This window comes from Streptomyces sp. NPDC006384, from assembly GCF_042870695.1.
Classification (GTDB): Bacteria; Actinomycetota; Actinomycetes; order Streptomycetales; family Streptomycetaceae; genus Streptomyces.
Window position 1 is genome coordinate 22,484 of record NZ_JBIAHR010000037.1, and the last position, 26,774, is coordinate 49,257.

Below are 26,774 nucleotides of genomic sequence, written 5' to 3' on the forward strand. Positions count from 1 at the left end.
CCTTTCGGCCGGCCGCGCTCAGGCCGCGTACGCGCCCGCGAGGAGGCCGAGGAACACGCCGCCGAGCAGGAACGGCCCGAAGGCGATGGCGGTGCCGCGCCCGGCCCGCCCCGCGAGGACGAGCACACCCCCGTACAACGCCCCGAGCAGGAACCCGGCGAAGGTGCCCAGCATCAGCGTCGGCCAGCCGTACCAGCCGAGGACGGCGCCGGCGCCCAGGGCGAGCTTGACGTCGCCGAAGGCCATGCCTGCGGGGTTGACGAGGAACAGCGTGAAGTAGCCGGTGCCGAGCGCGAGGGTGCCGAGCAGGGCGGTGGTCCACTGTCCGGCGTGCCCGGGCACGAGCGCGGTGACGCCCAGCAGGGCGAGCGCGGCACCGGCGAGCGGCAGGGTCAGCGGGTCGGGCAGCCGCCGTACCCGCAGGTCGACGACGGCCAGCAGCACGCCGGCCGGCGCGAGCAGCAGCCAGACACCCAGCTCGGGCCGGACCCCGGTGGCTGCGGCGAGGAGGGCGCAGACCAGTGCGGTGACGACGGCGAGGACGAGACCGCTGGGGCCGTAACGGAGCACCGTCGGCTTCCGGTGGTACCCGGTGACTGTGGTGACATCACCGGCCGGTCCGCTCACGTACCCCCCGGTCACGGCCCCCGCCGGGGTGCACTTCCGGCAGCGGGCCCGTCCGAGCCAGCCCGGAACCGGGTGTCCGCCGGGACACTCGGCGCGCCATGCCTCGCCCGACGGAGCGGAGAACCGGTAGGCCGCCCGGGGCAGCAGGCCGCCGGCCGCCAGTCCCCACGCCGCGGCTCCCCCCACCAGCACGGACTCCATCATCCGAAGAGGGCGAGGTCGACGAGGGCGGGGCCGACGAGCAGCGGAGCGGCGACAAGCCGACGGCCCGGCGGCCGACCGGGCCCGGTCCCCGGCACTCGCCCCGGCGTCCCGGCATCGGACGACCACCGCCGCGTACACGCGGACCGGGCCCTGCGGTTCCCCGGAGCCGGGGGAACCGCCGAGGACGGGAGAGAGGGGATGCGGTGTCGCGGCATGGATGGTGTCCCGGGGTGCGTGTCGTGTGCGGACTTGGCGGACCTACGCGAAAGACCCAGGAAGGCGCGGTCCCGGAAGAGCCTGTACCTCACCCGCCGAACAGGTCCTCGGCCCGCTCCACGGTCATCGCACGCCGGGCCCAGGTCTCGAGCTGGTCCAGGTCGGAGCAGGCCCGCACCCGTTCCCGCACGACGTCGGGCACCGGAACGTCGCGCCATTCGAGAATGCGCAGGGTCATCTCGGCCCGGTCCTCGGCACGCCCTTCCTCACGCCCTTCCTCGCGCCCCTCCTCACGTACCTTCTCGGCCACCGGATGCCGAAAGAAATAGTGCACCTCCGCCATCAGTTCCCTCCAGATCTCCTGCGCCCGGCGGTCGGCCAGGCACGATTCGACGAACTGCCCGAAAACCGCCGCACTCTCCCCGTCGATCGTCCGCAGAGCGGTAGCCAGTGGCTCCAGTATGGCGGCGGCGTTCGCACCGCGGCCATGCGTCATGGCGGAGAGCACGGCAAGCGGGACGTCCTTCTCCGCCTCCCGCTCACTCGCGATCACCGGCACGTTCTCCGGGCCGATGACGAGCGGCCGCACCGTCAGCGAATGCCAGCCCGGCAGCCCCCGCCGAATGGGCCGGGCCGCCCGACGTGCCGTCGCGCTGTCCTGTGTGATCACGACGAGAACCGGCTCACAGCGGTACTTCGCGTACAGGTACGACAGGTAGTACGCCCAGCTTCCCCGCTTGCCCTCGTCCTGCTTCCCCTGCGCCTCGACGACGAGGAGGTACGCCCCGTCGTCCGTCTCCACCCGCATCAGCGTGTCCACCCGCCGCTCGACGGGTTCGATCTCCGTCAGGTCGGCGTTCAGGACGGCGAAGTCCCGTGGCTCGGGAAAGGGGACGCGCAGGACATTCTGGAACGCCCGGGTCAGCAGCGCGGGATCCTTCTGGAACACCCGGTGCAGCGCCTCGTGCGACGAACCGACCATGTGCTCTCCCTCCGGTACGACACGGTCAACGCGCTGTACCGCGACGAGGTCACGCCACCTGGCTGTCTCCCGGTGGCCGGGGTCCCGTACTCGTCGTGCTGCCCGTGTGGCACGGCGCACGCGCCGCGCCCCGTCTACCCGACCTTCGTCAGCCGGGCCTCGGGTCTTCCCGAGGCCGCGCTCTCGGAGGCGTACTGCAGGTCGTCGCCGACCGGGGTGAACCGGACTGTCGTGGGCGCCTGGTTGCAGCCGCCGTGGTTGTCCTGCGCGCCGACGGACTCGGCGACGACCTGCCGGTCCGTCACCTGCTTGAGCGTCAGGACGTCGACGCAGACCCCGCCCAGCTGGTCGGTCTGGGTCAGCCGCCCCAGCTCCTCGCCGACGCCGGCCTGGGTGAGGGTGACGCGGAAGGTGCCCGCCGGCAGCGCGCCGTCGAGGGCGGTGCCCTTGCCCTCCCAGGTGCCGAGGTAGGCGGCGGGGACGGCGCCCGCGCCGCGGGGCGGGGGGCTGCCGCCGTCCGCCCCGCCCGAGCCGCCGCCGGTGTCCGGGGCGGGCGAGGAAGGGGCGGCGGAGCCCTCGTCCTTGCCTCCCGCGGTGTCGCGGTGACCGCCCGGCAGCTGGTCGAGGAGGAACACCGAGCCGACCGTCACCGCCGCCAGTGCCCCCGCCACCGCGAGGGCCACGGTGCAGCTGAGCCGGCGGCCACGTCCGTCCCCGCCCCGCGTGGAGGCCGCCGCCACCTGTACGGAGAACCTGCCGGGCCCCCGGCCGCCGTCCCGCTGTCCGGGCACGGCGGTGGGGGGCGAGAGAGGCGAGGGAAGTGCGGAAGCCGTCGCGGGGACGGGCGCCGCGGAGGGCACGGGCGGCGAAAGGGGCACCGAGGACACCGGCACCGGGGAAGGCGCGGCGAACGGTCCGGCGGCCGGCGCGCCGTTCGCCGCGGAACCGGAGGACACCGGCGCGGGCATCACCGGCGGCGGCCCGAAGACACCCCCGTCGGCCGGCCCCGCCTCCGCCCCGCCCGTCACCGAGGACCGGCTGAAGCCCACCGGCCCCGACCCCGCGCCGTCCGCCGGACCGCCGTCCTCCCCCGCGGCCTCCAGATTGAGCAGCTGTACGGCGCTCCGGCTGACCCGCTCCACCAGCGTCCCCGGCAGCCAGCCGCCCGCGACCAGCCGGGCGGCGCCGTCCGGGGCGAGCCGCCGGGCCACCTCGCCGGGTGCGGGCCGGGCCCCGGGCTCCTTGGCCAGGCACCGCCGCACCAGTTCCCTCATCTCACCGTCCAGGGCGCCGAGTTCCGGCTCCTCGTGGACGACCTTGTAGAGCAGCGCGGCCGAGGAGTCCCCGGGGAAGGGCGGTGCGCCGGTCGCGGCGAAGGCGAGGACCGCGCCGAGGGAGAAGACGTCGGCGGCGCCGGTGACGCCCTTGCCGAGGATCTGCTCGGGCGACATGTAGCCGGGCGAGCCGATGGAGACGCCCGTCGAGGTCAGGGAGGCGGTGCCTTCCGTGGCACGGGCGATGCCGAAGTCGATCAGCAGCGGGCCGTCGAGGGTGAGCAGCACGTTGGACGGCTTCACGTCCCGGTGCACCAGCCCCAGCTCGTGCACCGCGGCCAGCGCCTCGCCGAGGCCCGCGCCCAGCGCCCGCACCGAGTGGGCGGGCAGGGGGCCGCCGTCCGCGACCGCCGCCGACAGGGACGGCCCGGCCGCGTAGGCGGTGGCGACCCAGGGCACGCGCGCCTCCGGGTCGGCGTCGAGCACCGGCGCGGTCCAGGCGCCGCCGACCCGCCGGGCCGCCTCCACCTCCCGCCGGAACCGGGCCCGGAACTCCTCGTCCAGCGCGAAGTGCGGATGGACGATCTTCACGGCGACCGTCCGGCCGCCCGTGCTGCGGCCCAGGTAGACCCGGCCCATGCCGCCGGAGCCCAGCCGGCCGAGCAGCCGGTAGGGCCCCACGACCGTGGGCTCGTCCTCGTCCAGCGGCCGCATGGCGTCCACCCCTCCCCCCTCACGCCGGATCCCCTGCACGTCGGATCCCCGGTGCGCCGAAACCTTCCAGCAGGGTAGTGGGCCGGGCCTGCGGCGCTCAGGGCTCGAGCAGTTCGACCTTCACGTCCGCCGGGAAGCCCGTCGTCGGTCCGACCCGGCGGGCGAACTCCGCGACCGCCTCCAGCTGCGGGGCGCCGAAGCGGAAGTCCAGGGTCGTGAAGTACTGCTCCAGGGTCTTCTCGTCGAAGGCCTCCCAGCGGGCCGCCTGCTCGGCGACCTTGCCGACCTCCTCCAGGGAGAGGTTGCGGGAGGCGAGGAAGGCCTCGTGCACCTTGCGGGCGATGACCGGCTCGCGTTCCACGTAGTCGCGCCGGGCCGCCCAGACCGCGAAGACGAACGGCAGGCCCGTCCACTCCTTCCACAGCGCGCCCAGGTCGTGCACCTCCAGGCCGAAGCGCGGCCCGTCGATCATGTTGGCCCGCAGCGCCGCGTCGCCGATGAGGACGGCCGCGTCGGCCTCCTGCATCATCACGCTCAGGTCCGGCGGGCAGGTGTAGTAGTCGGGCTGTACCCCGAAGCGCTCGGCCAGCAGCAGCTGGGCGAGCCGGACCGAGGTGCGCGAGGTCGACCCGAGGGCGACCCGGGCGCCGTCCAGCCTGTCCAGCGGGAGCTGCGAGACGATCACGCACGACATCACCGGGCCGTCGCAGCCGACAGCGATGTCGGGGAAGGCGACGAGCTCGTCGGCGTGCTTGAGGAACTCGACCAGGGTGATCGGCCCGATGTCGAGAGCGCCCTGCACCAACTGCTCGCTGAGCCTCTCCGGGGTGTCCTTCGTCAGCTCGAAATCGAGGAGCGTTCCCGTTCTCGCGAGCCCCCAGTACAGAGGCATGCAGTTCAGGAACTGGATGTGGCCGACGCGCGGCCGGGTGCGAGAATTGTCCACATCGCGAGGCTAGCCCTCCGCCGCGGACCGTCCGGCGGCACCCCCCGCCGTCAGCCGAATGACACATGCGTTCAAACATTCGGGTGAAGTGATCTTGGCCTCTGTTGCGCCGGGGGGCCTGCGTGCTAGGCTCACAGCAAGTTGCAGTTTGGTTTCCCTTGCAGTACAGAGCCTGCGGAGCATGTGACCGCGGGCTCTCGTCATTCTCAGACATATGCAGTTGTGCGGATCGGTCTTCACACTTGCTGGTTCTGGAGCAGGGCAACCCTTTGGGCCCAAGGAGGGCTTATGGCTACCGGAACCGTGAAGTGGTTCAACGCCGAAAAGGGCTTTGGTTTCATCGCCCAGGAAGGCGGCGGCCCGGACGTCTTCGTCCACTACTCCGCGATCAACGCTCAGGGATTCCGTTCCCTCGAGGAGAACCAGCAGGTGTCCTTCGACGTCACGCAGGGTCCGAAGGGCCCGCAGGCGGAGAATGTCACTCCTGTCTGACCGACAGCAGTACCCAAGGAGCCCCGCGCCGTTTCCGGCGACGGGGCTCCTGCCCTTTTCGGCGTCCCTTTTCCGCATCCCTGTGAATTTCCGGTGAATTCCCGCGTACGCCGGTGCACGGTCATCCGCGGACGCCGGTTCCCGCCGGCGAGCGGGCGGGGGCCGATGCCTGTCAGTGGCGGCCCCTAGAGTCCCGCCATGACCCACGACACCGGTTTCCTCGACACCACCCGGACCTTCTACGACACCATCGCCGAGGACTACGCGTCCCTCTACCGCACCGTGCTCGACGACTCCCCGCTGGACCGCGCGCTGATGGGCGCCTTCGCCGAGCTGGTGGGACCGGAGGGCCGGGTGGCCGACCTGGGGTGCGGGCCCGGCCGGGTCACCGCCCACCTCGCCTCGCTCGGCCTGCGCGTCTTCGGCCTCGACCTCTCCGCCTCGATGCTCGCGATCGCCCGCCGCGAGCATCCGGACCTGCGGTTCGAGCAGGGTTCCATGCTGGAGCTGGACCTGCCCGACGGCGCTCTCGCGGGGGCCGTCTCCTGGTACTCGTCGATCCACACGCCGTGGGAGCGGCTGCCGGACCTCTTCGCGGAGGTGCGGCGCGTGCTGGCCCCCGGCGGGCATCTGCTCCTCGCCTTCCAGGCCGGCGACGAGCCGGGCCGCGTCGACCGTCCCTTCGGCCACGAGGTCGCCCTGGACTTCGAACGGCGGCGGCCCGAGGCGATGGCGGAACTGCTGGAGGCGGCCGGCTTCACGGTGCTGTCGCGGACGGTGCGCGTGCAGGAGGCGGACACCTCCGCGAAGGTTCCGCAGGCCTGTCTGATCGCCCGCCGCTGAACGCCCGCCGCCGGGCGCACCCGGACCCACGGGCCCACGAGGGCCACAGGGGAGAACACCGACCGTGCTTCTTGAAGGCGACCGCGGTACCGCCGCACACTTGGGCTTCGGCCCGGAGAGCGAGGAAGCGCTGTGGGACATCGGATCCCGTCGGGAAGCCGGCGGACCGTGGACCGCTCGCCCGCACCGGCGTGATGGGGGGGATCATGCCCGAGTGGCTGATCGCCGTACTGATTCCGCTGGGTCTGCTGGGGCTGGGCGCGGCCGTGTACCTGGTCTGGGTCTCCTTGGGCACCCAGGATCCCGTGGGCCGCGACGTGTCCGACCCCGACAAGGACCACTGGTCCTACCCCAGCTGAAGCGCGTACGGGCGGCGCCCCGCACCCGTGCCGGGTGCGGGGCGCCGTCCGTGAGGACGTCAGCGGTCAGGCCGCGACGGGGACGGGCCCCTTCTCCCGCTGTTCCGTCTCCGCCTCCGGCTCGTCCAGCGGCGAGCTGTGTGCCTCGTCGTACGCCTTGCGGTCGAGCAGGCCCTCGCGGGCGGACACGATGACCGGTACCAGGGCCTGGCCGGCAACATTGGTCGCGGTGCGCATCATGTCCAGGATCGGGTCGATGGCGAGGAGGAGACCGACGCCCTCCATGGGCAGGCCCAGGGTGGACAGGGTCAGGGTCAGCATGACGGTGGCGCCGGTGAGACCGGCCGTGGCGGCGGAGCCGACCACCGAGACGAAGGCGATCAGCAGGTAGTCGCCGACACCGAGCTGGATGTCGAAGATCTGCGCGACGAAGATCGCGGCGATCGCCGGGTAGATCGCGGCGCAGCCGTCCATCTTGGTCGTCGCGCCGAAGGGCACGGCGAAGGACGCGTACTCCTTCGGCACGCCGAGGCGCTCGGTGACCCGCTGGGTCAGCGGCATGGTGCCGACGGAGGAGCGGGAGACGAAGGCCAGCTGGATGGCGGGCCAGGCGCCCTTGAAGAACTGCAGCGGGCTGACCTTGGCGACGGTCGCGAGCAGCACCGGGTAGACCACGAACAGGACGAGCGCGCAGCCGACGTAGATGTCGGCGGTGAAGGTGGCGTACTTGCCGATGAGGTCCCAGCCGTAGGTGGCGATGGCGCGGCCGATGAGGCCGACGGTGCCGAGCGGGGCCAGGCGGATGACCCACCACAGGGCCTTCTGGAGGAGTTCGAGGACGGACTCGCTCAGGGTGAGGATCGGCTGGGCCTTCTCGCCGAGCTGGAGGGCGGCGATGCCGGCGACGGCGGCCATGAAGACGATCTGCAGGACGTTCAGCTCGGTGAACGGCGTGATGACGTCGGTGGGCACGATGCCGGTCAGGAAGTCGAGCCAGGAACCGGTGTGCTCGGGCTTCGCGCCGTCGGCGGGCGTGAGGCCGGTGCCGGCGCCGGGGTTGGTGAGCAGGCCGATGGCGAGGCCGATGGCCACCGCGATCAGCGACGTGATCATGAACCAGAGGAGGGTGCGCGACGCGAGGCGGGCCGCGTTGTTGACCTTCCGCAGGTTGGTGATCGAGACGAGGATCGCGAAGAAGACGAGCGGGGCGACGGCCAGCTTCAGCAGGCCGACGAAGGTGCCGCCGATCTTGTCCAGGGTGGTGACCAGCCAGGAGAGGTCCTGGCTGCGGGCCAGCCAGCCCAGCAGGACGCCGAGCACGAGGCCGGCGATTATCTGGGCCCAGAAGGGCACCTTGAAGGACTTCAGGGGAGAAGACACGGACAGGCTCCGTAGGGGGACGTGACGCGGGGACGGACGCGCGTGACTGACGTGGAGAACGGTGGGATGAAGAGGAACGTCAGAGGCGACAGTTCGCGGACGAGCACCGACAGAGGTCCACGTGCAGGCGCGCCACGAGCGCGAGGCTCGGCGGCGTGGCGGGCGCGACTGCTGACTTCATGCGTATGACTTTAACACCATCACTTTGGGGGTCTCAAAGCCTCTCTTTGAGAGGTGACGGGCGGCCGCTGCCCGTAAAACGCAAAGCGCCCCGGTTCCTGCGCATTCGGGAACCGGGGCGCGCGAGTCGTGTGTGACGAGGGTTACGAGGCCTGTCGCTGGGCGCGGGCGGCGTCGTCGGCGAGGTCCTCCTGGGTGCGGCTGGCCTCCAGGTTGGCCTTCATCCGGTCCACCCGCTGCACGACCTGCACGGAGGCGCGGTCCCGCTCCCCGCGCAGCACCACGTAGCTGATGGGCGCCGACAGCAGCAGCGACAGCAGGACGATCCACATGCCGTTGGAGTCGCCGAGGCCGCGGGGGAACACACCGGCGTAGACGAGGCCCCAGACGGCCACGAGGCAGCCCACGAAGACACCGAGGCGCATCAGCGTGTAGCGGAGCATCTCAATCCACTCTTCCGTTCGGGGGTGGCCGGAACATACCCAAAAGGGCACCCTCCAGTGAAGCATGGTGGAGCCCGCGCGCCGCAGGCGGGGTACGTCGGCCGGACGTCAGGTCAGCGGGAGCAGGAGCGTGATGTCGTCCCGGTCGTCGCCCGGCGCCACCCGGATCGCGCCGGGCACGCGGCCGACCTCCTTGTAGCCGCAGGACTCGTAGAACCGCTCGAGGCCGAGGCCGCCCCGGCAGGTGAGCCGGATCGCCTCGATGCCTTCGCAGGCGCGGGCCGCGTCCGCGGCGGCGGCCATCAGGTCCCGGCCGTAGCCGCGGCCCTGGTGGCGGGGGTGGACCATCACCGTGTAGAGCCACAGCCAGTGGGTCATCAGCCGGTGGGTGTTGCGGGTGAGGAAGGCGGTGGCCGCGACCCGCCCCGCCTCGTCGTGTCCGACGAGCAGCCGGGTGCGGCCCTCGGCCATCGCCACCAGGTGCCTGACCAGCTCGGGCCGGACGTCCTCGCGGGTCACCGGCGGCACGAAGCCCACGGAGCCGCCGGCGTTGGTGACGTCCGTCCACAGGTCGAGCACGCCGTCGCGCAGTTCGGGGGTCAGGGCGGGATCGAGCGTGAAAGCAAGGGACACGCCGTCATTTTTCCACGGCCCGCATCCGGCCCACGGGGGACCGTCTCACACCCGCATCGGCTGCGGCGCGTCACGGCGCGCCGGGTCGGGACCGTCGTACTCGCGGATGATCTCGTACCGCGTGTTCCGCTCGACCGGCCGGAAACCGGCGTCGCGGATCAGGTCGAGCAGGTCCTCGCGGCTCAGCTTGTTCGGCGTGCCGTAGTTGTCCGCGTCGTGCGTGATCTTGTACTCGACGACCGAGCCGTCCATGTCGTCGGCACCGTGCTGGAGCGCGAGCTGGGCGGTCCGGACGCCGTGCATGACCCAGAAGACCTTGACGTGCGGGACGTTGTCGAAGAGCAGCCGGGAGACCGCGAAGGTCTTCAGCGCCTCCGCGCCGGTCGCCATCTGCGTCCGCGCCTGGAGCCGGTTGCGGATCTTGCCGTCCTTCATGTCCACGAAGTCGTGCTGGTAGCGCAGCGGGATGAAGACCTGGAAGCCGCCCGTCTCGTCCTGCAGCTCACGCAGGCGCAGCACGTGGTCCACGCGGTGGCGGGGCTCCTCGATGTGGCCGTAGAGCATGGTGCACGGGGTCTTCAGGCCCTTCTCGTGCGCCAGGCGGTGGATGCGCGACCAGTCCTCCCAGTGGGTGCGGTGGTCGACGATGTGCTGCCGCACCTCCCAGTCGAAGATCTCGGCGCCGCCGCCGGTCAGGGACTCCAGACCGGCGTCGATCAGCTCGTCGAGGATGTCGGAGGCGGACATCCCGGAGATCGTCTCGAAGTGGTGGATCTCGGTGGCGGTGAACGCCTTCAGCGACACGTCCGGCAGCGCGGCCTTCAGTTCGCGCAGCGAGCGCGGGTAGTAGCGCCACGGAAGGTTCGGGTGCAGGCCGTTGACGATGTGCAGCTCGGTGAGGTTCTCGCCCTCCATCGCCTTGGCGAGCTTCACCGCCTCCTCGATGCGCATCGTGTACGCGTCCTTCTCCCCCGGCTTGCGCTGGAAGGAGCAGTACGCGCAGGACGCGGTGCACACGTTGGTCATGTTGAGGTGGCGGTTGACGTTGAAGTGGACGACGTCGCCGTTCTTCCGCGTCCGCACCTCGTGCGCGAGGCCGCCGAGCCAGGCCAGGTCGTCCGACTCGTACAGCGCGATGCCGTCCTCGCGGGTCAGGCGGACGCCCGCCCGCACCTTCTCCTCCAGCTCGCGCTTGAGCCCGGCGTCCATGCGATACCTCTTTCTCCAGCAGACTCCGTAAACCGTACGCCCCGGGGGCTACACCTCTTCGGGCAGCTCGCCCACCCGGTTCTCCCACTTGGTGGAGAGCACGATGGTGGTGCGGGTCCGCGAGACGCCCTTCGTCCCCGACAGGCGCCGGATGATGCTCTCCAGGCCGTCCACGTCGGCCGCGCGCACCTTGAGCATGTACGAGTCGTCGCCGGCGATGAACCAGCAGTCCTCGATCTCCCGCAGCTCCTTGAGCCGCTGCGCGACGTCCTCGTGGTCGGCGGCGTCGGAGAGCGAGACGCCGATCAGGGCGGTGACGCCGAGTCCGAGCGAGGCGGAGTCGACGGTGGCCCGGTAGCCGGTGATGACTCCGGCCGCCTCCAGCCGGTTGATGCGGTCGGTGACGCTGGGTCCCGACAGTCCGACGAGGCGTCCCAGCTCCGCGTAGGAGGCCCGCCCGTTCTCCCTCAGGGCCTGGATGAGCTGCCTGTCCACCGCGTCCATGCGATCGAAGCCTTCCACTGAAGAGGTCTGAAGATCTGGGGTCCTGAAACGTGTGGGGGGAGGTGATGCTCAGCCGGCGGTGCGCGACCCTCCGCCGAGCTCGCCGCGCCAGCGGCGGTACAGGCCGTGCCCGACGCCCGCCGCGTCCAGGACGCGTCCGGCGACGAAGTCCACCAGGTCCTGGATGTGCGTCGCCCCCGCGTAGAAGGCCGGGGAGGCGGGCACCACGGCCGCGCCCGCGTCGTCCAGGGTCACCAGGTGCCGCAGCGTCCGGCCGTCCAGCGGGGTCTCCCGTACGGCGACGACCAGCTTGCGCCCCTCCTTCAGGGTCACGCTCGCCGCCCGCTGCAGCAGGTCCTTGGACAGCCCCAGCGCCACCCCGGCCACGCAGGCCGTGGAGGCGGGCACGATCAGCATGCCCTTGGCGGGGTACGACCCGGAGGACGGCCCGGCCGCGAGATCGCCCGCGCTCCAGTGCCGTACCCGGTCGCCGTCGAGGTCGACGTCGAAGGTGTCCGGCCTGCCGTCGGCTCCGCGGGCCAGCCACTCGCGCAGGTCGTGCTGCCAGTGGGCGTCGCGGAAGGAGATGCCGGTCTCGTCGAGCAGGGTGAGCCGCGAGGCCCGGCTGACCACCAGGTCGACGCTCTCGCCGGCCGCGAGCAGCGCCCGCAGCACGGACGCCGCGTACGGGGTGCCGGATGCCCCGGACACCCCCACGATCCAAGGCACGCGCTGCGTTTCTCCTGGTTTCACATCTTGAGCCTACCGGTGGACACGGCAGACCTCAGGACCGGTCCGCCGCCTCGGGAAGACGGTCGCCCATGTGACGTGCGCCACTTCGTGGTCTACTCCAGACCATGCCGATTAGACACGTGTCATTTGGGTAGACGCTTTTCGACGGGAGGCTGCCAGCAGGCGGCCGAATGGACCTACCTCAGAGCCACCTGCCGATTGCACGCTCTACGATGGGTAGGTTTCGGCACGCCACATGTCGGTGCCGCTGTCACCTAGTCGAAGGAGCACCATGCCCACGGCCGTCGACCCCAGTCTCAACCGTCGCAAGTTGCGCCTCGCCCTCAAAGCGGCACGCGACAAAAGGGGACTGACCCAGCGGGACGCGGCGGACGCTCTTGAGTGGTCATTGTCGAAGCTGATCCGTATCGAGGCCGGCACCGTCAGCCTGTCCGTCACCGACCTGCGGGCCATGCTCCACGAGTACGGGGTCGAGGACCCGGACGTCGTCGCCGAGCTGGAAGAGGCGGCCCGGGGCAGCAAGGGCCAGTCCTGGTGGACGCCGTACAGCGACGTCATCTCCCAGCCGTTCAGCCAGTACTTGGGCTACGAGAGCGCGGCGAGCGACATCCTCGGCTACCACCCGAGCCTCATCCCCGGTCAGCTCCAGACCGCCGACTACATCAACGCGCTCTTCGCGGTGGGCCCGGCCCCCACCAACGCCCAGCAGCGCATCGATCTCCGCCTGGCCCGCCAGGAGCGGATCTTCCACAACGACGGCCCCAAGGTCGAGATGATCCTGGACGAGGCGGCCCTGCGCCGCCAGGTGGGCGGCCCGGCGGTCATGCGTCGCCAGCTGGCCTTCCTCAAGGAATTGATCACCGAGCAGAAGGCGATCCTGCGGGCGCTGCCGCTGACCGCGGGCGCGCACGACAGCCTGGACAGCAGCTTCTTCCTCCTCGGCTTCCGGGACGACGAGGACGTGCTGTACCTGGCCGGCCCCGGGGGCGTGTCGACCATCCGGGACGACCGGGAAGTGGTGGCCCGCTACCAGGAGTGCTTCGAAGACCTGCGGAACAAGGCCGTCTCCGTGGAGGACACCGTGACGCTGCTCGACGAACTCGTCGTCGGATACCACGCCGACTGACACCCGATTTCGTGCCTTCGGGGCCCGGGAGGGGGGGAGCCATGGCAACCGGCAAAGGGCGCGACAAGCGCCGCGAACAGGAGGCGAGCCACGCTGCGACGAGCGTGGAGTCCGCACGTCCTGGCGCCGTTCCCGGGCCCCGTCGGCAACCGGCGAGCTCCTCCCTCGTCCGGATGGTGCTCGGCAGCCGTGAGGCGTGCGGGCGTCTGCTCCGCTGGAAGCGGACGGAGGCCGACACCCGTATCCGGCGCCGCCGCGCCCATGTGAACGACCTCCTGCGCGTCACGCGCAACGTGGCGGCGCTCGTGCTCCTCTTCTCGGGCGTGTCGGTCCTGGTGGCCTACGCCGGGATACGGATGGGGGTGCCGCCGGAGATCTGCTGGATCGGTTCCGTCACCGGAGGCCCGACCCTCGTCAGAACGTTCATCAAGCTCTTCGAGACGCTGCGTCCCGCGCTGCCGGCCGCACCAGAAGATCCACCGTCCAGTGACGCGCTGTAGCCGGGGATCTCACCCACCACCAGCCCGCGGTGGCGGCCACCGCCGCCAGCACCGTCAGCCAGAGGGCCGCCCGCGCCCAGGCGCTCCCGCCCAGCAGCGAGACTCCCGCACCGGCGCCGGACGCGATCACTCCAGTCACCAGGCAGTAGCCCACGACACCGGTGCCCCTGCCCGTCGTGCACTCCCGCTGTTCGCTGCTCATAGCCCGTCCCGTGGTCAGGTCCGAGTCAATCATGGCTGCGCCCTGGGCCGCCCTGCTCCGACAGCAGGGCCAGCGCGGCCCGCCAGGCATCGGGGGCGAAGCTCAGCACCGAGGAGTCCGGACACTTGGAATCCCGTATGCGTATCTCGTCCGGGAGCATGGCGACCTCGCAGCACGCCTCGTCCTCGTTGTTGCCGCTGTAGGTGCTCTTCCGCCAGCGAACCGTGCCCCGTTCCACGGCCAATGCCGCCCCCTCCCTGCACCGCACCGGGCTGACGCCCTGCGCCCACCGGATCGACAGAAGAACGCCATGCGTCTGTGAAGGCTTACCCGCTGTCCCACCGCTTCAAGAGTCGCTCTCCGGCCGGGGACGGGTCGCACCGGGGCGCACGAGAGCACTCAGACGGTGAGGCCCCGCACCAGCAGGTCCAGCAGCGCGCACACGAACAGCGCGATGCCGATGAAGCCGTTGACGCTGAAGAACGCCCTGTTCAGGCGGGTCAGGTCGTGCGGGCGGACGATGGTGTGCTCGTAGACGAAGGCGCCGGCGACGATCAGCAGGCCGAGCCAGAAGAAGAGGCCGGCGTCGGTGGCGAGGGCGTACCAGGCGAACAGGGCCGTGGTGACGGTGTGGCAGGCGCGGGCGCCCCAGATGGCGGCCGGGATGCCGAAGCGGGCCGGGACCGACTTCACGCCGATCTCCCGGTCGGTCTCGACGTCCTGGCAGGCGTAGATCAGGTCGAAGCCGCCGATCCAGATGCCGACGGCGAGGCCGAGGATCACGGCGTCCCAGGACCACTCGCCGGTGATCGCCAGCCAGCCGCCGATGGGGCCCATGGCCTGGGCGAGACCCAGGATGGCCTGCGGGAAGTTCGTGAACCGCTTGCCGTACGGATAGACCACCATCGGGATCACCGCGACGGGGGCGAGGGCGAGGCAGAGCGGGTTGAGCAGGGCCGCCGCGCCGAGGAAGACGACGAGGGCGACGAGCGCGCCGGTCCAGGCGTGCCTGACCGACATGGCGCCGGTGACCAGCTCGCGGTGGGCGGTGCGCGGGTTACGGGCGTCGATCTCGCGGTCGATGATCCGGTTGACGGCCATCGCGAAGGTGCGCAGGCCGACCATGGCGACGGTGACCAGGAGCAGCCTGCCCCAGTGGATGTTCTCGTCCCACAGGTACATCGCGGTGAGGGAGGCGATGTAGGCGAAGGGCAGCGCGAAGACCGAGTGCTCGATCATCACCAGGCGCAGGAACGCCCTGGTGCGCCCCGGCTGCTGCGGTAGCGCGGCGGAAGCCGACGTCACAGTCCGTACTCCTTCCAGCGGCGGTCGACCATCGCCGCCGTCTCCGGGTCGGACAGCACCATGTCCGGCCAGCCCCCGTCTCGTGTGTACCCCTCCTCGGGCAGCTTCTTCGTCGCGTCGATGCCCGCCTTGCCTCCCCAGAACTGCTGGTAGGAGGCGTGGTCGAGGTGGTCGACCGGGCCTTCGACGACGGTGAGGTCGCGGGCGTAGTCGGTGTTGCCGAGCGCGCGCCAGGCGACCTCGTGCAGGTCGTGGACGTCGCAGTCGGAGTCGACGACCACGATCAGCTTGGTGAGGGACATCATGTGCGCACCCCAGATGGCGTGCATCACCTTCTGGGCGTGTTTGGGGTACTTCTTGTCGATCGACACGATCGCACAGTTGTGGAAGCCGCCCGCCTCGGGGAGGTGGTAGTCCACGATGTCCGGGACGATGATCTTGAGGAGCGGGAGGAAGAAGCGCTCGGTGGCCTTGCCCAGCGGGCCGTCCTCCGTCGGTGGCCGCCCGACGACGATCGACTGGAGCAGCGGGCGCTTCCGCATCGTCACGCAGTCGATCTTCAGGGCCGGGAAGGGCTCCTGGGGCGTGTAGAAGCCGGTGTGGTCGCCGAAGGGGCCCTCGGGCAGCATCTCGCCGGGCTCCAGCCAGCCCTCCAGCACCACCTCGGCGTTGGCCGGGACCTGGAGCGGCACGGTCTTGCAGTCGACCATCTCGATCCGCTTGCCCTGCAGGAAACCGGCGAACAGGTACTCGTCGATGTCGCCGGGCAGGGGTGCGGTGGAGGCGTAGGTGACGGCGGGCGGGCAGCCGAAGGCGATGGCGACGGGCAGGCGTTCGCCGCGCCGGGAGGCGACCTGGTAGTGGTTCCGGCTGTCCTTGTGGATCTGCCAGTGCATGCCGATGGTGCGCCTGTCGTGGCGCTGGAGCCGGTACAGGCCCAGGTTGCGGATGCCGGTCTCGGGGTCCTTGGTGTGGGTGAGGCCGAGGTTGAAGAAGGAGCCGCCGTCCTTGGGCCAGGTGAACAGGGCGGGGAGCCGGTCGAGGTCCACCTCGTCGCCGCGCAGGACGACCTCCTGGACGGGGGCGCTGTCGCCCTTCACCTTCTTCGGCGGCACGTGGGTCATCGCGCCGAGCTTGCCGAAGGCCTCGCGGATGCCGACGAAGCCCTGCGGCAGCTCGGGCCTCAGCAGCCCGCCGATCTTGTCGGAGATGTCGCTGTACGACTTCAGACCGAGGGCCTTGAGCAGGCGCCGGTCGGTGCCGAAGACGTTCATCGCCAGCGGCATGTCGGAGCCCTTCACGTTCTCGAAGAGCAGGGCGGGGCCGCCGGCCTTGTTCACCCGGTCGACGATCTCCCCGACCTCCAGGTACGGGTCCACCTCGGCCTTGACGCGCTTGAGGTCGCCCTCGCGTTCCAGGGCCCTGAGCAGGGAGCGGAGATCGTCGTAAGCCATGCGGTCCAGTATCCCCGAGCGGCTACCCTGGCCCTGTACCTGGGGGCCGTGACGCGTCCCCGCCCACCGCTTGAGCTGGAGAGGCCCCATGCTCCGGGTGCTGATGTTCCTCGTGCCACTGGCGTTGAGCGTCTACGCGTTCATCGACTGCATCAGTACGAAGGAAGAGGACGTCCGCCACATGCCCAAGCCGCTGTGGGCGATCCTCGTGCTGCTCTTCCCGCTGGTCGGGTCGGTCTCCTGGATCATCGCGGGCAAGAGGCGGAGCCCGGCCGGCGCGGGGCCCTGGCAGGGCGGCGGGCGGCGGCAGTGGGTCGCGCCCGACGACAACCCCGACTTCCTGAAGTCCCTCGGCGGGGAGAAGAACCGGGACGGGGACGGCGACAGCGAGGGCCCCGGGGGCGGCGGCAAGGGTCCGGGCAAGGAGAAGGACCCGGACCGGGACAAGGACGAGGACCCGAAGCGGGACTGAGGCGGCGTCGGTGTGCCGGTCCGGGCCCGTTGCCGTGCGTTCCCCTCGTACCGCGCGGATCCGGACCCGGACCAGGGCCCGGATCAGGATCCGGGCGGCCTCCAGTGTGTACCACCACCGCAGTGAACTGGAATGTTTTTCTAGAGGCGAATTCTAGAATTTCACCGGAAGCGATACGGGAGGCAGGCTGCCTCCCGTGGTCCTTCCCGGTCCCCGGCGAGGAACGGTCGTCCCATGAGCCCCAAACAACAGCGCGGCGAGGCCACGGTCGAACTGCTCCTGGACTCCGCTCTGCGCCTCTACGCCGAGCAGGGTGAGCAGGGGCTGACCGTCACCGCGGTGACCAGGACCAGCGGCGTGAGCCTGGGCAGCCTCTACCACCACTTCGGCGGCGTCGACGGCCTCGTCGACGCCCTGCTGATGCGGTGGCTGGAACGGCTGCTGGGCGAGATGGTCACCGCGCTGGAGCACTCGCGCACCGCCCGGACCGGCGTCCGTGCCCTGGTGCGGGCCTACCTGGCCTTCGTCCGGGAGCACCCGGAGGCGGCCCGGCTGCTGCACTCCTCCCACGCCGACCGCCTCGGCATGGCCCGGGCCAGGCAGCTCCGTGACGCCCAGGAGGCCCGGCTCACGCCCCTGACCTGCTGGATCCAGCGGTACGTCGACAAGGGGCAGCTCGCGCCGCTCTCCCCCGCGCTGACCGAGAGCCTCGTGCTCGGACCGGTCATCGGCGCGGCCCGCCGCTGGCTGACCGTCGGCGACATCGACCTGGACGAGGCCGCGCGCGTCCTGCCGGACCGGATCTGGCGGTCGGTGAGCGCGGACGCGGAGGCACCTGCGGCGTCCTCCTCCTGAAGCCCGGAGACCGGAGGGAGGAGAAAGGCCCCCGGGGCGGAGATCGCGCCGGCCGGGCGGCGGGTGAGCGGAGCGGGCCGGGCGGCGGGTGAGCGGAGCGGGCCGGGGCGGTGGCGGGCACTGCGTACCGCCGTTCGAGGGGCCATCCGTTTCGTTGAAGAGTGCCGACACGCCTGGTAAGCCCTCGCGGGCACGGCATTCCCTTGGTCGGGTCTGGTGACATCTGTGAACGGAGACCCCTCGTGCGAATGACCGACCTCCAGCGCTGCGGGATCAGGCCCGGGCGCCTCGTCGAGTGGACGCTCAGTGCCCGGACCGTCGGTCTGGCGGCGGCGCTGCCGGACGACGCCCGGCCGCCGGCGTACATCCAGGAGTCGCACATCCGCACGGCCCGGTCCGTGCGCGACGACGGGCTGTTCGTGCCGACCTGGCTCGGGGCCGCGTTCGACGTCCCGGGGCCGGTCGACCTGGACGCGCTGCAGGAGGCGCTGCGCCGCTGGACGGTGCGGCACGAGACGCTGCGCAGCGGCTTCCGCTGGAGCGGGGAGGCCGGGGACGGGATGCGCAGGTTCACGCTGGACGCGGACGCGGTGTCGCTGCACCGGGAGGACGTCGGGGAGTTCGGCGACGCGACGGTCCTCGCGCGCTACCTCCAGGACCGGTTCGACGACGTGGCCGACGCGCTGCGCTGGCCCAACCTCATCTACACGGCGGTCGTCCGCGACGACGGCGCCAGCGTGTACATGGCCTTCGACCACAGCAACGTCGACGCCTACTCCATCTACCGCATCCCCGCCGAGATCCACGAACTGTACGCGGGCGGGGCGGCCGTGGAGCAGCCGCCGGCCGGCAGCTACGTCGACTTCTGCGAGGCGGAGCGGGCCGACGCCGACCGGATCGACGCCGGTCACGAGGCCGTCGGACGGTGGCGGGAGTTCATCCGGCGGTGCGACGGGCGGCTGCCCTCCTTCCCCGTGGACCTCGGTCTGGAGCCGGGCGGCGCTCTGCCCGCCCAGAGCATGCTGCGCGAGCCCCTCGTGGACGCCGGTGACGCCGCCGCCTTCGAGGCGTACTGCCGTCCACACGGCGGCAGTCTGGCCGGGGTGCTGGCCGCCACCGCGCTCGCCGTCCACGAGATCGGCGGCGCGCCCGTCTACCGCACCGTCGTGCCCTTCCACACCCGGGCGCGGTCGCAGTGGTCGGACTCGGTGGGCTGGTACGTCGGCGGCGCCCCGATCGAGGTCCCGGTGACCCCGGCGACGGACTTCCCGGCCGCGCTGCGCACGGTCCACGCCGAGCTGCGCGCCAACCGGCGGCTCGCCCGCATGCCGATCGACCGGGTGCTGCGCCTGCTCGGCACCGACTTCCGGCCCACCTCGCCCGACCTGTACTCGATCGTGTCGTACGTCGACACACGCGCCGTCCCCGGCGCGGACCGCTGGCCGGACCTGACGGCGTACGGGCTGCTGCGGGTGTCGTACGGCGATCAGGTGTGCGTGTGGGTGACGCGGCTGCCGGAGGGGCTGTGGTTCGCGAGCCGCCACCCGGACACGGACCTCGCGCACAAGAACATGCGCCTGTACGTGGAGCGGCTGCGGGACGTCGTCACGAGCGTCGTGCGGGAGCGGGTGGCGAACTGACGGCACGGCGAAGGCCGGCTCCCGTGACCCGTGTCACGCGAACCGGCCTCGGTGTGCCGCGGGTTCAGAACCCGGCCGCCTGGAGCGCGCCCAGGCCGACGTCGGCGTAGGAGTGCTTGCCGGAGACGAAGATGTTCACGCCGTAGTAGTTGAACAGCCAGCAGGCGAAGGCGGCCAGGGCCAGGTAGGCGGCCTTGCGGCCCTTCCAGCCGGCCGTGGCGCGGGCGTGCAGGTAGCAGGCGTAGGCGACCCAGGTGATGAAGGACCAGACCTCCTTGGGGTCCCAGCCCCAGTAGCGGCCCCAGGCGTCACCGGCCCAGATCGCGCCCGCGATGATCGTGAACGTCCACAGCGGGAAGACGGCGGCGTTGACGCGGTAGGCGAACTTGTCGAGGGAGGCGGCGGCGGGCATCCGGTCCAGGACCGAGTTGGCGAAGCGGCCGGGGGTGCCGCCGGTGGCGAGCTTGTTCTCGTACGAGTCCTTGAAGAGGTACAGGATCGTGGCGACCGCGCCGACGTAGAAGACCGCGCCGCAGAAGATCGCCGTCGAGACGTGGATGTACAGCCAGTACGAGTGCAGGGCCGGGACCAGCTGGTCGCTCGCGGTGTACAGGACGGTGACGGCGAGGCCGAGGTCGAGCAGGACCGTGGTGGACAGGAACAGGCCGAGCCAGCGGACGTTCTTCCTCAGGGCGAGCAGCAGGAGGTACACACCGACGACCACCGTGGTGAGCGTGATGTTGAACTCGTACATGTTGCCCCACGGCGCCCGCTTCACCGACAGGGCGCGGGTGAGCACGCCGCCGGCCTCGATGGCGAAGGCGAGCACGGTGAGGGAGACGGCGATCCGTCCGTAGAGGTCGCCCTTCTCGGTGCCGCCGTGGGCGCCCGGCCCGTCGGGCACGTCGCGGGAACCGGCCGCCGCGCGCACGACGACCTTCGGCCGCTCCAGTACGGCGGTGCCCCCGGCCTTGTTCACGGTGACGGCCGGTGCGGCCTTCGCCTTGTCCGCCGTGTCCGCGGTGAGCGCGGCGGCGGTGCGGCCGACCTTGCTGCGGCTGCCGAAGAGCCACTCGGCGATGTAGGCGAAGAAGGCCAGGGTGTAGACGGCCATCGCGGAGTAGATCAGCGTGTTGCTGAGGTTCGCGAGGTGCTCGTTGGTGGCGGCGGCCAACTCCGTTGCGGCCTCTGTTGCGGCGGCGAGAGTCATTTCTCAGCCCCTTCGGCAGGTACGGCGTGGGTGTCGGGGGAATCGGGGGTGTCGTCGTTCTCGGGGGCGCCGGGCGCCCGCTCGTACAGGAGCCCGGCGAGTTCGCCGAGTTCCTCGGGCACCTTGGCGGACTCGCTGCGGCCGAGGCCGGCCATCTCGACGACGGTGACGCCGTCGGCGCCCTTCACGGCCCGCACCCACACGCGGCGGCGCTGGATGAACAGGGAGCCGGCGAGGCCGAGGATCGCGGCGACGGCCCCGGCGAGCGCCCAGCCGCTGGCGGGCTGCCGGGTGACCTGGAAGCCCGCCCACTCCTTCACGCCTTCGAAGGTGACCGTGCCGGCGCCGTTCGGGAGGGTCATGGTCTCGCCGATCTTCAGCTGCTTCTTGAACAGCTCCCCGTCGGAGTCCTTGAACTCCTCCAGGTTGGTCTTGTCGAGCTGGTAGATGCTCTTCGGGAAGCCCGCGTCGACGCCGAGGTCGCCGTGGTAGGCGGAGAGCGCCAGCATCGGGTTGATCAGCGCAGGGAAGGCCGAGAGCATCGTGCTGCCCTGGCCTCCGTGGGTGGGCAGGAAGAAGGCGTTGAAGCCGAGCTGTTCCTTCTTGCCCTCGGCGTTGCGGTAGCCGTCGCGGACCATGACGGCGCCGGAGGAGGTGACGTTGGCGTCCAGCGGCAGCAGGGCGGTCGCCTCCTTGTCCATGACGACGTTGCCCTTGGCGTCCTTGACGGTGAGGACGGGCGCGTAGCCGTGGCTGACGAGGTAGACCTTGGAGCCGTCGATCTCCAGCGGCTTGTTGACCTCGATGGTGGCCGGCCTGTCCTTGCCGTAGGCGCCCTCGCTGTAGTCGATCCTGGCCTCGAAGACGCGGGGGGTGCCGCGGTTGGGGCCGGTCGCCTCGTAGGTGCCGCGGAAGTCCTTCAGGGTGAAGCTGAAGGGTGCCAGGTCGTGGTCCGGGTCGAAGAGGCTGCCGGACTTGAAGTCGTCGTACTGGGTGAGCGTGTTGGAGAAGCCGTCGCCCTCGACGATCAGCTTGTTCCCCTCGTACTTGAACAGCTGGCCCCAGGCGAAGGCGATCAGCATCACGATGAGGGCGATGTGGAAGACCAGGTTGCCGGCCTCGCGCAGGTAGCCCTTCTCTGCGGCGACCGCGTCACCGGCGGTGTGGGCGCGGAAGCGGCGCTTGCGCAGCAGTGCCAGCGCGGCCTCGCGGACCTGCTCGGGCTCGGCCTCGGTGCGCCAGGTGGTGTACGCGGGCAGCCGGGTCAGGCGCCGGGGCGCGCCGGGCGGGCGGCCGCGCAGCTGGCCGACGAACTGCCAGGTGCGCGGGACGATGCAGCCGATGAGGGAGACGAACAGCAGGATGTAGATCGCGGAGAACCACACCGAGCTGTAGACGTGGAAGAGGCCGAGCTTGTCGTAGACCGGCGCCAGGACGTCGTGCCTGTCGCGGAACTCCTCGACCTTGAGTGCGTCGACGCCCTCCTGCGGGATCAGCGAGCCGGGGATCGCGCCCAGCGACAGCAGCAGGAGCAGCAGCAGCGCCACCCGCATCGAGGTGAGCTGCCGCCAGAACCAGCGGGCCCAGCCGACGACGCCGAGGGCGGGGAGGTTCGGCGTCTCCTCCTGCGGGGCGGTGGACAGCTGGGAGCCGGCGGCGCCCAGGTCCTGGTCGTCGCCGGCCTGCCGGCTCTCGTCGGTCGTGGTCTTGCTCATCGGGTCAGATCCCTACAGTGAAGCCGTTGGACCAGGTCTGCATGTCCTGCACGATGCGGTCCCACGCGCCGGTCAGCAGCAGCAGGCCGGTCGCGATCATCATGATTCCGCCGATGCGCATCACCCAGACATAGTGGCGCTTGATCCAGCCGAAGGCGCCGAGCGCCTTGCGGAACGCGACCGCGGCGAGCACGAAGGGCACGCCGAGGCCGAGGCAGTAGGCGACGGTCAGTACGGCGCCGCGGCCGGCGGTGCCCTGGTCGGCGGAGAGCGCCAGCACGGAGGCGAGGGTCGGGCCGATGCAGGGCGTCCAGCCGATGCCGAACAGGGCGCCGAGGACGGGGGCGCCGATCAGGCCGCTGACGGGCTTCTTGTGGAAGCGGAACTCGCGCTGGGTGAGCCAGGGCATCATCCCCATGAAGAAGACGCCCATGAGGATCATGAAGACGCCCAGCACCCTGGTCAGGACGCCCTGGTTCTCCTGGAGCGTCTGGCCGAAGTAGCCGAACAGGGCGCCGCTGGAGACGAACACGGCGGTGAAGCCGAGGACGAAGAGGGAGGCGCCGGCGACCATCCGGCCGCGCCGGGCCTCACCGAGGTCGGTGCCGGTGACCCCGGTCACGTAGGAGAGGTAGCCGGGGACGAGCGGCAGGACGCAGGGCGAGAAGAACGAGACGAGGCCGCCGAGGACCGCGATGGGCAGGGCGACCAGCAGGGCGCCGTTGAGCACCGTGCCGTTGCTGCCCGCCGCGGCGAGCGTGGACAGTGCGTTCACGTCACTTCTCCGCCAGGACCGGGTCGAGCATCTTGCGCAGCTTCTCCTCGCTGAGTGCCTGGAGGGTGCGCGCGGCGACCTTCCCGTCCCGGTCGATGATCAGCGTGGAGGGGATGGCCTGCGGATTGAGGGTGCCCTTCTCGAAGCGGAGCATCAGCTTGCCGGCCGGGTCGTACAGACTCGGGTAGCTGACCCCGAACTCCTTCTCGAAGGCGCGGGCCGGTCCGGTGGAGGTGTCCCGGGTGTTGATGCCGACGAACTGGACACCCTGGTCCTTGACGTCCTGGTAGACCTTCTCGAAGTTCTTGGCCTCGGCACGGCAGGGCGGGCACCAGGAGCCCCACACGTTGAGGACGACGACCTTGCCCCGGTGGTCGGCGACGTCGAGCCGGCCCCCGTCGACGGTCTCGCCGGACAGGTCCGGAGCGTCGGCCCGCTCACCCTTCTTCACGGTGGCGATGCCGTCGGAGCCGGTGACGAAGCCGGTCTGGCCGCCTCCGCCGGACGTCCCGCCCGAGCTGCACGCGGTCACGAGCAGCGCGGCCACTGCGGCGCCGACCGTCAGGGCGGCGCGGCGGACACGGGCGGCGGTGCGGTTCGAGCGCAGGGGGGCGCGGCTGGCGGCACTCATGTGAAAAGTTTCGCATGTCCGTTCCGGGGATCTTGCGCACCCCCCTCGCGGGCGGGAACCCGCATTTCAGGCGGTGTCCCCGGGGCGGGGCCCCGGGGACGCGGGTCCGGATGTGCGGTGCGGGACCGTCAGGCCCCGAAGGCCTTCCCCTTGCCCTTCACCGGCTTGGCCCCCGCGAGGAGGTGGGCCGGGACCAGGTCGCGGGCGGGCTCGGTGTAGCCGACGGACACGATCCGGTCGCCCCGGAAGGTGAACGTCGTCAGCGAGGCCAGCGTGCACTGCCGCTTGCGCGGGTCGTGCCACAGCCGCCGCCGCTCGACGTAGGACCGCAGGATCCAGATCGGCAGCTGGTGGCTGACGACGACGGCCTCGTGCCCGCGCGCCTTGTCCTTCGCCGCGGTCAGCGCGCCCATCATCCGCACCACCTGGTCGACGTACGGCTCGCCCCAGGACGGCTTGAACGGGTTGAGCACGTGCCTCCAGTTGGCGGGCCGGCGCAGCGCGCCGTCGCCGATGCCGAAGGTCTTGCCCTGGAAGACGTTGCCGGCCTCGATGAGCCGCTCGTCGGTGTCGAGGTCCAGCCCGTGCGACTTGGCGATCGGCGTCGCCGTCTCCTGCGCCCGCTCCAGCGGGGAGGCGACGACGTACGTCACGTCGCGGGTGGCGAGGTGCTCGGCGACCCGGTCGGCCATGCGCCGGCCCAGGTCGGACAGGTGGTAGCCGGGCAGCCGGCCGTAGAGCACGCCGGTCGGGTTCTCGACCTCGCCGTGCCGCATCACGTGGACGACGGTCAGCTCGTCGTTGCGCGCGTCGCTCATGCCGTCGCCTCCGCGGCCGCGCGGGCCGCCGCCGGGAGGGCGTCGGCGACGCGCTGGACGGCCCGCTCGTCGTGGGCGGCGGACACGAACCAGGACTCGAAGGAGGACGGCGGCAGGTAGACGCCGTTCGCGAGCAGCGAGTGGAAGAACGCCGTGTACCGGAAGGACTCCTGCGCCTTGGCGTCCTCGTAGTTCCTGACCGGCCGGTCCGTGAAGAAGACGGAGAACATGTTGGAGGCCCGCTGCAGCGTGTGCGCGACGCCCTCCTTGGTCAGCGCCTCGGTGACCAGGCCCTGGATCTGCTCCGACGCGGCGTTGACCCTGGCGTACGCCGCGTCGTCGAGCAGGCGCAGCTGGGCGAGGCCGGCGGCGGTGGCGACCGGGTTCCCGGAGAGGGTGCCGGCCTGGTAGACGGGCCCGGCCGGGGCGAGGTGCGCCATGACGTCGGCGCGCCCGCCGAACGCGGCCGCGGGGAAGCCGCCGCCCATGACCTTGCCGAAGGTCATCAGGTCGGGAACGACGCCCTCGACGCCGTACCAGCCGGCCCTGCTGGTGCGGAAGCCGGTCATGACCTCGTCGGAGACGAACAGCGCGCCGTTCGCGGCGCAGGCGTCCTTGAGTCCCTGGTTGAAGCCGGGCAGCGGCGGGACGACGCCCATGTTGCCGGGGGACGCCTCGGTGATCACGCAGGCGATCTCGCCCGGGTGGGCGGCGAAGGCGGCGTGCACGGCGTCGAGGTCGTTGTACGGCAGCACGATCGTGTCGCTCGCCTGGGCGCCGGTGACGCCCGGGGTGTCGGGCAGCGCGAAGGTGGCGACGCCCGAGCCGGCGGCGGCGAGGAGGGAGTCGACGTGACCGTGGTAACAGCCGGCGAACTTGATCACCTTGGTGCGCCGGGTGAAGCCGCGGGCGAGCCGGATCGCCGACATGGTCGCCTCGGTGCCGCTGGACACCAGCCGCACCTGCTCCAGCGGGGCGACCCGCTCGACCATCGCCTCCGCGAGCGCGACCTCGCCCTCGGCGGGCGTACCGAACGAGGTGCCGCGGGTGACCGCCTCCTGCACGGCGGCGACCACCTCGGGGTGCGCGTGCCCGAGGATCATCGGGCCCCAGGAGCAGACCAGGTCGACGTACTCGCGTCCGTCCGCGTCCGTCAGGTACGGTCCGGTGCCGGACACCATGAACCGGGGCGTGCCGCCCACGGCTCGGAACGCCCGCACCGGGGAGTTCACGCCGCCGGGCGTGACCGCCGCCGCGCGGTCGAACAGCGCCTGCGAGGCCGGTGCTTCGTATGGGTATTCCAGTTCGCTCATGATGTGCGACTTCTCCGACCTTCTCGACCTTCTCCGACTTCTCGGACACCGGTTGCCCAGAGTGACCTCGTTCAGGGTAGACAACCCGCCCGAACGCCGTGCCGTCTGCCAGACTGGAGCCCGTCCACGCAGCTCACACGGCGGCGCGGACGGAGGCCGCCGGCGTCCTGCGGACATATGACGGGCATATGACAGGCATATGTCCGGCCGCACGTTTCGCCGGACGGCCGTGGGGGAGGTCACTGACACGATGATCGGGTTGCGCGGCGGGGGTCACGCGTCCTAGAAAAGCAGTCGGGTGGAGATATGCATCGCGGTGGCGGACTGGGCGAGGGGACCGACGACCTGGGTCCTCGGCGTGCCCGGCGGGGAAGGCACCGGCGCGAGGCGGCGGAATCGACCGAAGCGCGCCAGGCGCACGGACCTCCGCGCGAGCCCGACCGGCTCGACGCGCGGGCCGGCCGGCCGGTGGCGGGGAGCGGGAATGGTGGTCGGGTGGGGGTGACGTACAAGTACTTCGGCGCGCCCGACGGCGCGACCGCGGCCCGCGTCCCGATCTCGATGCGCCCCGAGGAGCTGGGCGGCGACGAGCTCGGGATGAACGGCATGTTCACCAGGATCAAGCCGGAGACGATGGCCGCCATGGTCCTCACCGGCATCGAGGGCGTCCCCCTGCACCGGGTGCCCCCGCTGGAACTGGTCGTCCTGCACCCCGACTACGCCGTCGTGAAACTCCCGATGACCGTCGTCGACCCCCTGCGCGGCATCGGCGAGGAGGCGGTCGGCGCGGCGGCCTTCATCTGGTCGACGGTCCCGGACCGCGGCGGTCCGCAGGACGCGTTCAACGTGTACCGGCTGCTGCACGAGTGGCAGGACTTCAGCCACCGGCTGCACGAGGCGGGGCATCAGGCGTACTGCCTGGTGTGGCCCTGAGCCGGGGCACCGTGCGACACGGGCGGGACCTTCGGGTCCCGCCCTCTTCTTTTTCCGGAAGGAAGG

The 26,774-nt window shown here is 71.2% G+C and carries 29 protein-coding genes; 9 read left to right on the top strand and 20 right to left on the bottom strand.

Annotated features, from left to right (window positions below):
• Positions 1-18 precede the first annotated feature (18 nt).
• The 4 genes from ACFYOJ_RS34075 to ACFYOJ_RS34090 form a co-directional block, all read right to left on the bottom strand.
• Positions 19-828 (bottom strand): prepilin peptidase, encoded by an 810-nt coding sequence (locus ACFYOJ_RS34075; RefSeq protein ID WP_388598511.1) that lies wholly within the window; start codon positions 826-828, stop codon positions 19-21.
• Positions 829-1,135: 307 nt separating this feature from the next.
• Positions 1,136-2,029: a hypothetical protein gene (locus ACFYOJ_RS34080; RefSeq protein ID WP_356556641.1), complete on the bottom strand. Its 894-nt coding sequence runs from the start codon at positions 2,027-2,029 to the stop codon at positions 1,136-1,138.
• Between the two features lie 134 nt (positions 2,030-2,163).
• A complete protein-coding gene (locus ACFYOJ_RS34085; RefSeq protein ID WP_356556663.1) occupies positions 2,164-4,017 on the bottom strand; it encodes a serine/threonine-protein kinase in 1,854 nt (617 codons plus the stop codon).
• A 97-nt stretch (positions 4,018-4,114) separates the two neighbouring features.
• Complete coding sequence (locus tag ACFYOJ_RS34090; RefSeq protein ID WP_356556640.1) at positions 4,115-4,963, bottom strand: menaquinone biosynthesis protein; 849 nt, start codon at positions 4,961-4,963, stop codon at positions 4,115-4,117.
• Positions 4,964-5,251: 288 nt separating this feature from the next.
• On the opposite strand from ACFYOJ_RS34090, the gene ACFYOJ_RS34095 reads away from it, so the two are divergent.
• The 3 genes from ACFYOJ_RS34095 (at position 5,252) to ACFYOJ_RS34105 (ending at position 6,657) form a co-directional block, all read left to right on the top strand.
• The gene (locus tag ACFYOJ_RS34095) at positions 5,252-5,455 is read left to right on the top strand and encodes a cold-shock protein (protein WP_003974443.1); all 204 of its coding nucleotides are present in this window, start codon (positions 5,252-5,254) and stop codon (positions 5,453-5,455) included.
• A gap of 198 nt (positions 5,456-5,653) precedes the next feature.
• On the top strand, positions 5,654-6,298 hold the full coding sequence (locus ACFYOJ_RS34100) for a class I SAM-dependent methyltransferase (RefSeq protein WP_356556639.1): 645 nt from the start codon (positions 5,654-5,656) through the stop codon (positions 6,296-6,298).
• A 206-nt stretch (positions 6,299-6,504) separates the two neighbouring features.
• On the top strand, positions 6,505-6,657 hold the full coding sequence (locus tag ACFYOJ_RS34105; protein WP_356556638.1) for a hypothetical protein: 153 nt from the start codon (positions 6,505-6,507) through the stop codon (positions 6,655-6,657).
• 66 nt (positions 6,658-6,723) lie between these two features.
• Here the strand turns inward: ACFYOJ_RS34105 and ACFYOJ_RS34110 are convergent, their stop codons facing one another.
• The 7 genes from ACFYOJ_RS34110 to ACFYOJ_RS34140 form a co-directional block, all read right to left on the bottom strand.
• Positions 6,724-8,043 (bottom strand): dicarboxylate/amino acid:cation symporter, encoded by a 1,320-nt coding sequence (locus ACFYOJ_RS34110; RefSeq protein ID WP_356556662.1) that lies wholly within the window; start codon positions 8,041-8,043, stop codon positions 6,724-6,726.
• Between the two features lie 73 nt (positions 8,044-8,116).
• Positions 8,117-8,218: a putative leader peptide gene (locus ACFYOJ_RS34115; protein WP_356556637.1), complete on the bottom strand. Its 102-nt coding sequence runs from the start codon at positions 8,216-8,218 to the stop codon at positions 8,117-8,119.
• Between the two features lie 142 nt (positions 8,219-8,360).
• A complete protein-coding gene (locus ACFYOJ_RS34120; RefSeq protein ID WP_356556636.1) occupies positions 8,361-8,660 on the bottom strand; it encodes a DUF4229 domain-containing protein in 300 nt (99 codons plus the stop codon).
• 108 nt (positions 8,661-8,768) lie between these two features.
• A complete protein-coding gene (locus ACFYOJ_RS34125) occupies positions 8,769-9,293 on the bottom strand; it encodes a GNAT family N-acetyltransferase (protein WP_356556635.1) in 525 nt (174 codons plus the stop codon).
• Positions 9,294-9,338: 45 nt separating this feature from the next.
• Positions 9,339-10,502: an aminofutalosine synthase MqnE gene (mqnE, locus tag ACFYOJ_RS34130; protein WP_356556634.1), complete on the bottom strand. Its 1,164-nt coding sequence runs from the start codon at positions 10,500-10,502 to the stop codon at positions 9,339-9,341.
• Positions 10,503-10,550: 48 nt separating this feature from the next.
• Positions 10,551-11,006, bottom strand: coding sequence for an Lrp/AsnC family transcriptional regulator (locus tag ACFYOJ_RS34135; RefSeq protein WP_356556633.1), 456 nt, complete (start codon positions 11,004-11,006; stop codon positions 10,551-10,553).
• Between the two features lie 69 nt (positions 11,007-11,075).
• On the bottom strand, positions 11,076-11,735 hold the full coding sequence (locus ACFYOJ_RS34140; RefSeq protein ID WP_356556632.1) for a UbiX family flavin prenyltransferase: 660 nt from the start codon (positions 11,733-11,735) through the stop codon (positions 11,076-11,078).
• Positions 11,736-12,030: 295 nt separating this feature from the next.
• On the opposite strand from ACFYOJ_RS34140, the gene ACFYOJ_RS34145 reads away from it, so the two are divergent.
• Positions 12,031-12,885, top strand: coding sequence for a helix-turn-helix transcriptional regulator (locus ACFYOJ_RS34145; protein WP_356556631.1), 855 nt, complete (start codon positions 12,031-12,033; stop codon positions 12,883-12,885).
• A gap of 41 nt (positions 12,886-12,926) precedes the next feature.
• On the top strand, positions 12,927-13,385 hold the full coding sequence (locus ACFYOJ_RS34150; protein WP_356556630.1) for a hypothetical protein: 459 nt from the start codon (positions 12,927-12,929) through the stop codon (positions 13,383-13,385).
• A gap of 227 nt (positions 13,386-13,612) precedes the next feature.
• On the opposite strand, the gene ACFYOJ_RS34155 is transcribed toward ACFYOJ_RS34150, so the two are convergent.
• The 3 genes from ACFYOJ_RS34155 to ACFYOJ_RS34165 all read right to left on the bottom strand — a co-directional run bounded on the left by ACFYOJ_RS34155 (position 13,613) and on the right by ACFYOJ_RS34165 (position 16,346).
• Positions 13,613-13,825 (bottom strand): DUF397 domain-containing protein, encoded by a 213-nt coding sequence (locus tag ACFYOJ_RS34155; protein ID WP_356556661.1) that lies wholly within the window; start codon positions 13,823-13,825, stop codon positions 13,613-13,615.
• Between the two features lie 161 nt (positions 13,826-13,986).
• On the bottom strand, positions 13,987-14,892 hold the full coding sequence (gene mqnP, locus ACFYOJ_RS34160) for a menaquinone biosynthesis prenyltransferase MqnP (protein ID WP_356556629.1): 906 nt from the start codon (positions 14,890-14,892) through the stop codon (positions 13,987-13,989).
• Positions 14,889-16,346, bottom strand: coding sequence for a menaquinone biosynthesis decarboxylase (locus ACFYOJ_RS34165; RefSeq protein WP_356556628.1), 1,458 nt, complete (start codon positions 16,344-16,346; stop codon positions 14,889-14,891). Before ACFYOJ_RS34165 ends, mqnP begins: the two co-directional genes overlap by 4 nt.
• 88 nt (positions 16,347-16,434) lie before the next feature.
• Between ACFYOJ_RS34165 and ACFYOJ_RS34170 the strand changes: the two genes are divergently transcribed.
• From ACFYOJ_RS34170 to ACFYOJ_RS34180, 3 genes are all read left to right on the top strand, one after another.
• Positions 16,435-16,818: a PLD nuclease N-terminal domain-containing protein gene (locus ACFYOJ_RS34170; RefSeq protein ID WP_356556627.1), complete on the top strand. Its 384-nt coding sequence runs from the start codon at positions 16,435-16,437 to the stop codon at positions 16,816-16,818.
• A 234-nt stretch (positions 16,819-17,052) separates the two neighbouring features.
• The gene (locus ACFYOJ_RS34175; RefSeq protein ID WP_356556626.1) at positions 17,053-17,673 is read left to right on the top strand and encodes a TetR/AcrR family transcriptional regulator; all 621 of its coding nucleotides are present in this window, start codon (positions 17,053-17,055) and stop codon (positions 17,671-17,673) included.
• Positions 17,674-17,915: 242 nt separating this feature from the next.
• Positions 17,916-19,313, top strand: coding sequence for a condensation domain-containing protein (locus ACFYOJ_RS34180; RefSeq protein WP_356556625.1), 1,398 nt, complete (start codon positions 17,916-17,918; stop codon positions 19,311-19,313).
• 64 nt (positions 19,314-19,377) lie between these two features.
• Here ACFYOJ_RS34180 and ccsB read toward each other — a convergent pair whose 3' ends face one another.
• The 6 genes from ccsB to hemL form a co-directional block, all read right to left on the bottom strand.
• Positions 19,378-20,523: a c-type cytochrome biogenesis protein CcsB gene (ccsB, locus tag ACFYOJ_RS34185; RefSeq protein ID WP_356556624.1), complete on the bottom strand. Its 1,146-nt coding sequence runs from the start codon at positions 20,521-20,523 to the stop codon at positions 19,378-19,380.
• Positions 20,520-22,238, bottom strand: coding sequence for a cytochrome c biogenesis protein ResB (locus ACFYOJ_RS34190; RefSeq protein ID WP_356556623.1), 1,719 nt, complete (start codon positions 22,236-22,238; stop codon positions 20,520-20,522). Before ACFYOJ_RS34190 ends, ccsB begins: the two co-directional genes overlap by 4 nt.
• Before the next feature lie 4 nt (positions 22,239-22,242).
• The gene (locus tag ACFYOJ_RS34195) at positions 22,243-23,013 is read right to left on the bottom strand and encodes a cytochrome c biogenesis protein CcdA (RefSeq protein WP_356556622.1); all 771 of its coding nucleotides are present in this window, start codon (positions 23,011-23,013) and stop codon (positions 22,243-22,245) included.
• Position 23,014: 1 nt separating this feature from the next.
• Positions 23,015-23,644 carry a TlpA disulfide reductase family protein gene (locus ACFYOJ_RS34200; RefSeq protein ID WP_356556621.1) on the bottom strand — a complete coding sequence of 210 codons (630 nt, stop codon included), beginning with the start codon at positions 23,642-23,644 and terminating at the stop codon, positions 23,015-23,017.
• A gap of 128 nt (positions 23,645-23,772) precedes the next feature.
• Positions 23,773-24,462, bottom strand: coding sequence for a histidine phosphatase family protein (locus ACFYOJ_RS34205; protein ID WP_356556620.1), 690 nt, complete (start codon positions 24,460-24,462; stop codon positions 23,773-23,775).
• Positions 24,459-25,775, bottom strand: a complete 1,317-nt coding sequence (hemL, locus tag ACFYOJ_RS34210; RefSeq protein WP_356556619.1) for a glutamate-1-semialdehyde 2,1-aminomutase — start codon at positions 25,773-25,775, stop codon at positions 24,459-24,461. Before hemL ends, ACFYOJ_RS34205 begins: the two co-directional genes overlap by 4 nt.
• 306 nt (positions 25,776-26,081) lie before the next feature.
• On the opposite strand from hemL, the gene ACFYOJ_RS34215 reads away from it, so the two are divergent.
• Positions 26,082-26,708: a hypothetical protein gene (locus ACFYOJ_RS34215; protein ID WP_356556618.1), complete on the top strand. Its 627-nt coding sequence runs from the start codon at positions 26,082-26,084 to the stop codon at positions 26,706-26,708.
• Positions 26,709-26,774 lie beyond the last annotated feature (66 nt).